The organism is Flavobacterium sp. (assembly GCF_013823965.1).
Taxonomy (GTDB): domain Bacteria; phylum Bacteroidota; class Bacteroidia; order Flavobacteriales; family Flavobacteriaceae; genus Flavobacterium.
In genome coordinates this window covers 1-9,411 of sequence record NZ_PNNA01000062.1, presented here as the reverse complement: position 1 = coordinate 9,411, position 9,411 = coordinate 1, and the positions used below count along the sequence as shown (strand labels likewise).

General features: G+C 37.0%; 8 protein-coding genes and 1 pseudogene. 3 read left to right on the top strand and 6 right to left on the bottom strand.

The genetic code is table 11. The features are described 5' to 3' along the window. A pseudogene (locus C0430_RS07335) lies at nt 1–167 on the bottom strand (tyrosine--tRNA ligase); the annotation flags it as partial. A gap of 148 nt (nt 168–315) precedes the next feature. On the opposite strand from C0430_RS07335, the gene C0430_RS07330 reads away from it, so the two are divergent. Further along, the gene (locus tag C0430_RS07330) at nt 316–1,305 is read left to right on the top strand and encodes an NAD-dependent epimerase/dehydratase family protein (protein ID WP_290867384.1); all 990 of its coding nucleotides are present in this window, start codon (nt 316–318) and stop codon (nt 1,303–1,305) included. Here C0430_RS07330 and C0430_RS07325 read toward each other — a convergent pair. From C0430_RS07325 to C0430_RS07315, 3 genes are read right to left on the bottom strand one after another with little or no spacing between them, the layout of a single operon-like run. Then, nucleotides 1,300–1,797, bottom strand: coding sequence for a DUF4296 domain-containing protein (locus C0430_RS07325; protein WP_290867382.1), 498 nt, complete (start codon nt 1,795–1,797; stop codon nt 1,300–1,302). The genes C0430_RS07330 and C0430_RS07325 overlap by 6 nt on opposite strands. Before the next feature lie 12 nt (nt 1,798–1,809). Then, the gene (locus C0430_RS07320) at nt 1,810–3,150 is read right to left on the bottom strand and encodes a dihydroorotase (RefSeq protein WP_290867380.1); all 1,341 of its coding nucleotides are present in this window, start codon (nt 3,148–3,150) and stop codon (nt 1,810–1,812) included. Nucleotides 3,151–3,165: 15 nt separating this feature from the next. After that, nucleotides 3,166–3,891: a polyprenol monophosphomannose synthase gene (locus C0430_RS07315; RefSeq protein ID WP_290867378.1), complete on the bottom strand. Its 726-nt coding sequence runs from the start codon at nt 3,889–3,891 to the stop codon at nt 3,166–3,168. A 104-nt stretch (nt 3,892–3,995) separates the two neighbouring features. On the opposite strand from C0430_RS07315, the gene C0430_RS07310 reads away from it, so the two are divergent. After that, nucleotides 3,996–4,667, top strand: coding sequence for a DUF4271 domain-containing protein (locus tag C0430_RS07310; RefSeq protein WP_290867376.1), 672 nt, complete (start codon nt 3,996–3,998; stop codon nt 4,665–4,667). Between the two features lie 12 nt (nt 4,668–4,679). Then, the gene (locus tag C0430_RS07305; RefSeq protein ID WP_290867374.1) at nt 4,680–5,429 is read left to right on the top strand and encodes a uroporphyrinogen-III synthase; all 750 of its coding nucleotides are present in this window, start codon (nt 4,680–4,682) and stop codon (nt 5,427–5,429) included. A 168-nt stretch (nt 5,430–5,597) separates the two neighbouring features. Here the strand turns inward: C0430_RS07305 and C0430_RS07300 are convergent, their stop codons facing one another. Beyond that, nucleotides 5,598–6,281 carry a zinc metallopeptidase gene (locus C0430_RS07300; RefSeq protein ID WP_290867372.1) on the bottom strand — a complete coding sequence of 228 codons (684 nt, stop codon included), beginning with the start codon at nt 6,279–6,281 and terminating at the stop codon, nt 5,598–5,600. A 79-nt stretch (nt 6,282–6,360) separates the two neighbouring features. Next, a partial coding sequence (locus C0430_RS07295; protein ID WP_290867370.1) for a class I tRNA ligase family protein occupies nt 6,361–9,411 on the bottom strand: 3,051 nt, incomplete at its 5' end.

The following is a 9,411-nucleotide window of genomic DNA, read 5'->3' as shown; positions in this document are numbered from 1 at the left end:
TGTTTCAACAACATCACGCCTACTAAATGTCCTATATGCAATGAATCGGCAGTTGGGTCAATTCCCACATATGCCACACGCATTTGTTCCATCAAATGTTCTTCGGTACCCGGCATAACGTCGTGGAGCATTCCTCTCCAAGTTACTTCTTCAATAAAATTCTTCATCTCTTTTTAATCAATTTATTTCGTCAGTTCAGCCTTTTAGGCTTCGTGTGCGCAAAGATAAAATTTAAAGTTGATTCGGTTAATTGTTTATTCGGTTAATTGAGAAAAAAAATCGTAATTCGTAACTCGTAATTCGTAAATTCGCAACATGGTTTTAGTCACGGGAGGAACAGGATTGGTAGGCGCACATTTAACACTTCATTTAATTGAAAATGGAGAAAATGTTCGTGCCATTTATCGAAATTTAGAATCCATTCAAAAAACAAAAAATCTATTTTCACTTTACCAGAAAGAAGCTTTATTCGAAAAAATCGACTGGATTCAAGCCGATATCATTGATGTCCCTTCTTTGGAATTGGCTTTCGAAAGCGTGGATTATGTTTACCATTGCGCTGCCCTAATCTCATTTGACCCGAAAGATGAAGATGCATTGCGAAAAACCAATATTGAAGGAACAGCAAATATTGTGAATTTTTGTATTGCCAAAGCCGTTAAAAAACTCTGTTTTGTTAGTTCAATTGCAGCTCTTGGCGACTTAAAGGAAAACGAAAAAATCATTACCGAAGAATCCGAATGGAACCCCGAAAAACCACACAGCGATTATGCCATTTCTAAATATGGTGCCGAAATGGAAATTTGGCGAGGTCAACAGGAAGGTCTGGAATCCGTGATAATAAACCCGGGAGTTATCATTGGACCCGGTTTTTGGGAACAAGGAAGTGGAAAACTTTTCAAGAGTGTCGCCAATGGATTATCGTTTTACACCAAAGGCATAACGGGATTTATTGCAGTTCCTGACGTGGTTCAAATTGCGGTAAAATTGATGAAAAGCAAACATTCAAACGATCGATTCACCTTGATTGCAGAAAACATTACTTTTCGAGAATTGCTAGATGCCATTACAGATTCATTGAATGTAAAAAAACCTTCCCTTCACGCAAGTCCTTTGCTGGTGAATGTAACTTACAGAATCGATTGGTTTCTTTCGAATGTCTTTGGTTTAAAAAGAAGGTTGGATTTAGCAACTGCCAAAGCTTCTTATTCTAAAAAATGGTATTCGAACGAAAAAATAAAAAACGCTTTACCTACCCAATTTTTGGATATTCATCAATACATAAAGCAGATTTCGAGATTATAAACTCAAATTTCTTTCTTTAATTTTTTTTATTGAATCGGCCTCTTTTGTTGTTTTTAGTTTTAGTTTTTCCTTTTTTATGGAATCAGCTTCTTTTTTTATTTTCAGTTTTTTCTTTGCTTTTTTCAGCAAAAGGTCTTTCTTTTTTTGATTCTTGATCGAAGTTTCCACTGCAATTACATTCTTGTCCAACCGAGCTTTAACCTGTTCGTACATTTTCTTGTACTCCTTGTAATCAGCCGCATAATAGATGTTGTTTTGGGCAAATTGGACACTGTCAATTTTATACTTTTTATAAATATATTTGTTCGAATTAATTTTAAAGGTGTCCAATGAAGCAGGATTTTGAATTTTCATGGCTTCCAAAATCGACAAATCATACATAATATTAACCATTTCCTCTTTTTTGATAAGATTTTCTGGTGTTTTGACAACCTCCTTTTTGCAACTTGCAAAAATTGACAAAGCAATTAAAAATGGCAGTATTTTTTTCATCTTTACAAACATTTATCTGTCAAACAAGAGTCGTTTTCCGGCACGAACATCTTTCACTTTAAAAGCAGAATAAACCAGTTCTCCATTTACAAAAGTATGTGTAATTCGGGACTTGAAAGTAAATCCTTCAAACGGTGACCAACCACATTTATAGAGAATATTCTCTTTTTTCACGCTCCAAGGCAAACCTGGATTCACGATAACTAGATCCGCATAATAGCCTTCTTTGATAAAGCCGCGTTTTTCTATTTTGAAAATCTTGGCCGGATTATGGCACATTTTTTCGACTATTTTTTCAACGCTGATTTTCCCTTGATGATAGGCTTCAAACATCGCCACGACGGCATGTTGCACTAACGGTCCGCCAGAAGGAGCTTTCAAATAAGGTTGTTTTTTTTCTTCCAATGTATGTGGCGCGTGATCTGTGGCAATCACGTCAATTCTTCCGTCCAGCAAAGCTTCCCATAAAACTTTTCGGTCGTTGGCGGTTTTTACGGCAGGATTCCACTTTATCAAATTGCCTTTGGTGGCATAATCTTCATCGGTAAACCACAAATGATGAATGCAAACTTCGGCAGTTATTTTCTTGTCTTCCAATGGGATTTTATTGGTAAACAAATCCATTTCTTTGGCCGTGGAAAGATGAAAAACATGCAAACGAGCACCCGTTTTTTTAGCCAAGGCAATCGCTTTTGAAGACGAAATATAACAGGCTTCTTCGCTTCGAATAAGATGATGTGCCGTTACGGGAATGTCTTCTCCAAACTCTTCTTTGTATTTCTTTAAATTCTGTTTAATGGTGTCTTCGTCTTCACAATGCACGGCAATCAACATTGGCGTGCTTGAAAAAATACGTTCCAAAACAGCTTCGTTGTCGACCAACATGTTTCCGGTGGATGAACCCAAAAATATTTTTATCCCCGCAACATTCTTCGGATTTGTTTTTAAAACTTCCTCCAGATTATCATTAGTGGCACCCATCATAAACGAATAATTCGCAAAGGATTTCTCTGAAGCAATTACGTATTTTTCTTCCAAGATTTCTTGCGTTACCGCATTTGGAATCGTGTTGGGTTGTTCTATAAACGAAGTGATTCCGCCTGCAACGGCAGCTCTCGACTCCGATTCAATGTCGCCCTTGTGCGTCAATCCTGGTTCTCTAAAATGCACTTGATCATCGATTGCGCCGGGAATCAAATAGTTTCCTTCGGCATCAACAATCTTGCATTCGGATGATTTTGCGCTGATGGTTTCTGAAATTTCGACAATTATGTCGTTTTCAATTAAAACATCGCCTTCAAAAACGACTCCTTCATTTACTATTTTGGCATTCTTGATTAAAACCCTATTCATTGTGTCTTCTTTTCCTTATAAGGTGTTAACTAATTTTTTTAAACGGAGTGCGACCACTCCCAATACGGCTTCTTTAAAAATGGCACTACTCATTTTAGACTGTCCTTTTGTCCTGTCGGTAAAAATAATAGGCACTTCGACAATGTCAAATTCTTTGCAAAACGTCCTGTATTTCATTTCAATTTGAAAAGCATAGCCCACAAATTTTATTTTATCCAAATTGATTTTTTCCAAAACCTCTCTCTTGTAACAAATGAATCCAGCCGTGGCATCGTGAATTTTCATTCCGGTGATGAATTGCACATAAACCGATGCAAAATAAGACATCAAAACGCGGCTTAATGGCCAGTTTACCACATTTACACCCGTCACGTAACGGGACCCGATGGCCAAATCAGCACCTCCAAAATGACAGGCATCGTATAATTTTTCCAAGTCACTGGGGTTGTGCGAAAAATCGGCATCCATTTCAAAAACATAATTGTAATTATGCTCCAAAGCCCATCTAAAACCATGAACATAAGCCGTTCCCAAGCCTAATTTCCCGGTTCTTTTTTCTAAAAATAACCTGCCTTCAAATTCAGATTGAAGTAGCGCTACTTTCTCGGCCGTTTTATCCGGCGAGTTGTCATCAATGACTAGAAGATGAAAAGGTTTGTGTTGTGAAAGCACTGCCCTAATGATGCTTTCGATATTTTCAATTTCGTTATAGGTAGGAATTATAACAATACAATCGTTCATGTTTCGAGTAATTTCATCGCAAAAGTAAACTTTTTATGCGATTTGATTCATAATAAAATTATAATAAAAAGAATGAAATAAAAAATCAGTAATTTTGCATCAATATGATGGAAAACGCACTTCATTTACGGGTAATCGAGAATAAAGATTGGGCAACAATCTTGTTCGTGCTTTCATTTGCCGCTATTGCCATAACAAAATCGGCTTTTGAAAATCGATTTGCAGACTTTGCAAAATTAATTTATTCTGACAAATACACCAATATTTACAAAGACAGCAACAATCTCAAAAGTGGCTTCACTATCTCGTTGTTTTTTGTACAAATTATTTCTTTGGCTTTCTTCATACAGCTTTCTCTTTCTTTTTTTGGATATGCTTCAAAAACAGATTGGATTTTGTACATTCAAATAATCACTTTCCTGATTTTCTTTATTTTATCCAAATTTTTAATCGAAAAAATTATAGCCACGGCATTCAACATCGAAGAGTTTGTGGAACAATTTAACTTTCAAAAAGTAACTTTCAGGACATATATTGGTTTATTTATACTTCCCATCAATATTATTCTGTTCTATTACGACTCCATTTCAAGAAATATTTTGATATTTTTGATTGCTATAATATTGATTATAAACATATTTACATATTTAGTGTCAATAAAAAATTATCAAAACATAATATTCGGTAAGTTCTTTTATTTTATTTTATATCTTTGCGCTCTCGAAATAGCACCGTATTATTTCATGTATTATTGTTTTACAAAAGGTATTGCTTAGAAAATGTCAAATATGAAAGTGAAAACAATTTTGGTGTCACAGCCCGAACCTAAAGTGGAGAATTCCCCATACTTTGAGCTTCAACAAAAGCATAAAGTAAAAATTGATTTCAGACCTTTTATTCATGTAGAAGGCGTTAACGCAAAAGAAATTAGACTTCAAAAAATTGATCTCAATCATTACACCGCAATTATTTTAACGAGTAAAAATGCCGTAGATCATTTCTTTAGAGTAGCTGATGAAATGCGCTACAAAGTTCCTGAAGGATTGAAGTATTTTTGCCAGTCAGAAGCAATTGCTTTTTATCTACAAAAATACGTGGTTTACAGAAAACGTAAAATTTACGTTGGTCCAAAAGATTTTGCCGATTTATCACCACTGATAAAAAAATACAAAGACGAGAAATTCTTGTTGCCTGCTTCAGACCAATTAAATGCCGATGCTCCAATAACGTTGAATGCATTAAAAGTAGATTGGACTCCTGCTGTTTTTTACAAAACTGTAATCAGTGATTTGTCTGATTTGGCTGATGTTTATTATGACGTTTTGGCCTTCTTTAGCCCAACCGGAATAAAATCATTGTTCACTAATTTCCCTGATTTCGAACAAAACAATACTAGAATCGCGGTTTTTGGAAGCACAACCCAAAAAGAGGCTTTGGACAAAGGATTGAGAGTTGACATTATGGCTCCAACTCCTGCCACACCTTCGATGACAATGGCTTTGGAAAAATACATCACCGAAGCAAACAAAGGAAAATAAGAATTTGAAGAAAAAATACTTTTAGATAAATTACAAAAGGCTGCGTTTTTCGCAGCTTTTTTCATTTTCAATTCAACCCACTGCGAATTTTTGATTGGCATTTTTTGAAATTAAACAAAAAAAATCCGCCTCAATATAATCAAGGCGGATTGTATAATTTTGGAACGCTTAATTTCGTCTTCCCATATATATCGAAACATAATACATCAAGGTGGCGATGGAACCCAAAGCAGCAACAACATAAGTTCTTGCAGCCCATTTCAAGGCATCTTTTGCTCCAGCGTGTTCTTGCTGATTCAACATCCTTTTGTTTTCCAACCAAGCCAAAGCGCGATTACTTGCATCATATTCTACTGGCAAAGTCACTATCGAAAACAAAGTGGTTGCCGCAAAAATCACGATTCCTATCAACAAAAGCGACGGAAAAGTTTTAATCATCAATATTCCTGCAATCAAAATCCACTGCATGTAAGACGACGCCACATTAACCACTGGAACCAATTGAGAACGCAAAGTCAACCAGCTATAAGCTGTAGCGTGTTGCACGGCGTGACCACATTCGTGGGCTGCAACTGCTGCTGCTGCGGCATTTCTTTGGTTAAAAACCGCTTCGCTCAAGTTGACGGTTTTATCTACCGGATTGTAATGGTCCGTCAATTGTCCTGCTACCGAAATCACTTTTACGTCACGAATTCCGTGATCGGCAAGCATTTTTTCGGCGATTTCTTGTCCGGACATGCCATTTTGCAAATGCAATTTGGAATATTTTTCAAATTTGTTTTTCAATTGGTTGCTAATCAACCAGCTTACCAGCATAATTAAACCTGCCAGAATCATATAACTCATTCCCATATTTTTATTTTTTTAAATATAAATTTACAAATATCCCATCAAATTCTAAGCCAATTTTTGAAGTGCCATTTTGACGTTTCTATCCAACCAAATTAATCACTTTTCCGGGAACTATGATTATTTTGTTTGGTGTTTTCCCGTCTAATTGCTTCAAGGTTCTTTCGTCTTTCATGATGATTTCCTCGATTTGTTCCTTGGATAAATCCAATGGCAATTCGATGGTGAAACGCATTTTTCCGTTGAAAGAAACTGGATATTCCTTGCTGCTTTCCACCAAATGTTTTTCGTCCAATGCTGGAAAACTTACAGTCGAAATCGAACCTGAATTCCCTAATTGACTCCATAATTCCTCTGCAATATGTGGCGCATAAGATGAAATCAAAATCGTCAATGGTTCTAAAATCGCACGAGAATGACAATTTTGAGTAGACAATTCATTCACGCAAATCATGAACTGTGAAACCGAAGTGTTGAAAGAGAACCCCTCAATGTCTTCCGCCACTTTCTTGATGGTTTTGTGTAATGATTTCAAGTTGTCTTTTGTTGGTTCGTCGTTATTTACGATTAAACCATTGTCATCAAAATACAAACGCCATAATTTTTTCAAGAAACCAAAAACTCCCGAAATTCCTGCCGTGTTCCAAGGTTTCGCTTGTTCCAATGGCCCTAAAAACATTTCGTACAAACGCAAAGTATCAGCTCCATATTCGTTGCAAATATCATCTGGAGTTACTACATTGTATTTCGATTTCGACATTTTTTCGATTTCGCGACCAACGATGTATTTGCCGTTATCTTCAGTGATGAATATAGCATCTTTATATTCTTCTCTCCAATTTTTAAACTTTTCAATATCTAATTCATCTGATGAATTTATTATTGATACATCAGCGTGAATTGCCTGAAAATTGTAATCAATACTAACATCAATATACTCATCTTTACCAATAATCTCTTTCAATTTATTTTTAAAACTAATCTCAATTTCTTCTAAAACAGAATATAAAGATTCTTGTGCTGTTTCATTATTAAGAGCTGTAAGTGCATTTTTTGAAATAAATATTGGAAACTTTGCAACCTCATTTTTTAAAAACTCATCAAAATTTGTAGTATTGAAATTTAATTTAAAATAATTTCTATAAACAAACGCACTCATCCCCAAAATCATTCCTTGATTAATCAGTTTTTTGAATGGTTCTTCGGTGGGCGCAAAACCTTTGTCTTTCAAAAATTTGTTCCAAAAACGGGAATACAATAAATGTCCGGTTGCGTGTTCGCTTCCGCCAATGTATAAATCCACACTTTCCCAATATTTCAAGGCTTCCTGACTTGCAAATTCTCCGTCATTTTTCGCATCCATATAACGCATCCAATACCAGGAACTTCCTGCCCAACCCGGCATTGTGTTTAATTCTAAAGGAAAGATAGTCACGTTATCAATCAACTGGGTACTGACCACTGAACACTGCAAACTGTCCCAAGCCCAAACCGTGGCGTTTCCTAATGGAGGCAATCCATCTTCGGTTGGCAAGTATTTCTCTACTTCCGGCAAAACGATTGGCAAATGTTTCGCATCAATCATTTGCGGCAAGCCATTCACGTAATAAACCGGGAAAGGTTCGCCCCAATATCTTTGGCGGGAGAAAACAGCATCACGCAAACGGTAATTGATTTTCCCTTTTCCTTGCTTTATATTTTCTAATTCGGCAATCACTTTTTTAGTGGCTTCCTTGTAACCCAAACCGTTCAAGAAATCAGAATCGACCAACTGAAAACCTTCTTTGGCTCCAAAAGCGGCTTCCGAAATGTCTTTGTCAAAAATGTTTTTGATTTCCTGCATTCCGTTTTGTCCTTTGAAGAAATTGGCGAAAGCATAATCTCTTTCATCGCCGCAAGGAACCGCCATAACAGCACCTGTTCCGTAACCTGCGAGAACATAATCGCCAATCCAAACTGGAATCGGTTCTTTGGTAAACGGATGCTCGGCAAAAGCTCCCGTGAAAACTCCCGAAATGGTTTTTACATCCGCCATACGCTCTCTTTCGGAACGTTTTGCGGTTTTTTCGATATAGGCTTGCACTTCAGCTTTTTGTTCTGGAGTCGTGATTTGGGCAACCAATTCGTGTTCCGGTGCCAATGTCATAAAGGTAACTCCGAAAATTGTATCGGGTCTAGTAGTGAATACGTCGATGTTTGCTTCGTGATTTTTCAATTTAAAAGAAACCATCGCTCCAACTGACTTTCCTATCCAGTTTCGTTGGCTTTCTTTAATGCTTTCGCTCCAATCAATCGAGTCCAAACCTTGCAACAAACGTTCCGCATAAGCTGAAATTCGCATGCTCCACTGGGTCATTTTCTTGCGAATAACCGGAAATCCACCACGTTCTGAAACGCCGTTTACTATCTCGTCATTTGCCAAAACCGTTCCCAAACCTGGACACCAGTTGACTTCGGTTTCGGCTAAATAGGTTAATCGGTATTGCAACAGTATTTTTTGTTGTTCATCTGACGAAAGTGCGTTCCATTCGCTTGATGAAAAAGAAACGATATTGTCATCGCAAACCGCATTTAGATTCGCATTACCTTCGGTTTCAAAAATGGAAACCAAGGTTGCAATATCTTCGGCTTTGTCCGTGTTTTTATTGTACCAAGAATTGAATAATTGGATAAAAATCCATTGGGTGTGTTTGTAATAATCCGGATTTGAAGTACGTACTTCACGGCTCCAATCGAATGAAAATCCAATTTTGTCTAATTGTTTTCGGTAACCGGCAATTTTGTTTCCTTCTTTATCAATGCCTCCGTCAATATTTACCGAAGTCGTGTCCTCAGGACGTTGCCCAGTTTGTATGGCGTATTGTTCGGCCGGCAATCCAAAACTGTCATAACCCATTGGATGCAAAACATTGAAACCTTGATGTCTTTTGTATCTTGAATACACGTCCGAAGCGATGTAACCCAGGGGATGTCCCACGTGCAATCCCGCTCCAGATGGATAAGGAAACATGTCCAAAACATAGTATTTTGGTTTAGCTACGCTCAATTCGGCTTCGCCTCGGGTTTCGGAATTATTTTGCGCTGCAAAAGTTTGGTTTTCGGCCCAATATTTTTGCCATTTGGCCTCTATTTC

Coding starts and splice junctions, on each gene's coding strand:
- C0430_RS07330 (WP_290867384.1), top strand. CDS start 316: ATGGTTTTAGTCACGGGAGGAACAGGATTGGTAGGCGCACATTTAACA.
- C0430_RS07325 (WP_290867382.1), bottom strand. CDS start 1,797: ATGAAAAAAATACTGCCATTTTTAATTGCTTTGTCAATTTTTGCAAGT.
- C0430_RS07320 (WP_290867380.1), bottom strand. CDS start 3,150: ATGAATAGGGTTTTAATCAAGAATGCCAAAATAGTAAATGAAGGAGTC.
- C0430_RS07315 (WP_290867378.1), bottom strand. CDS start 3,891: ATGAACGATTGTATTGTTATAATTCCTACCTATAACGAAATTGAAAAT.
- C0430_RS07310 (WP_290867376.1), top strand. CDS start 3,996: ATGATGGAAAACGCACTTCATTTACGGGTAATCGAGAATAAAGATTGG.
- C0430_RS07305 (WP_290867374.1), top strand. CDS start 4,680: ATGAAAGTGAAAACAATTTTGGTGTCACAGCCCGAACCTAAAGTGGAG.
- C0430_RS07300 (WP_290867372.1), bottom strand. CDS start 6,281: ATGGGAATGAGTTATATGATTCTGGCAGGTTTAATTATGCTGGTAAGC.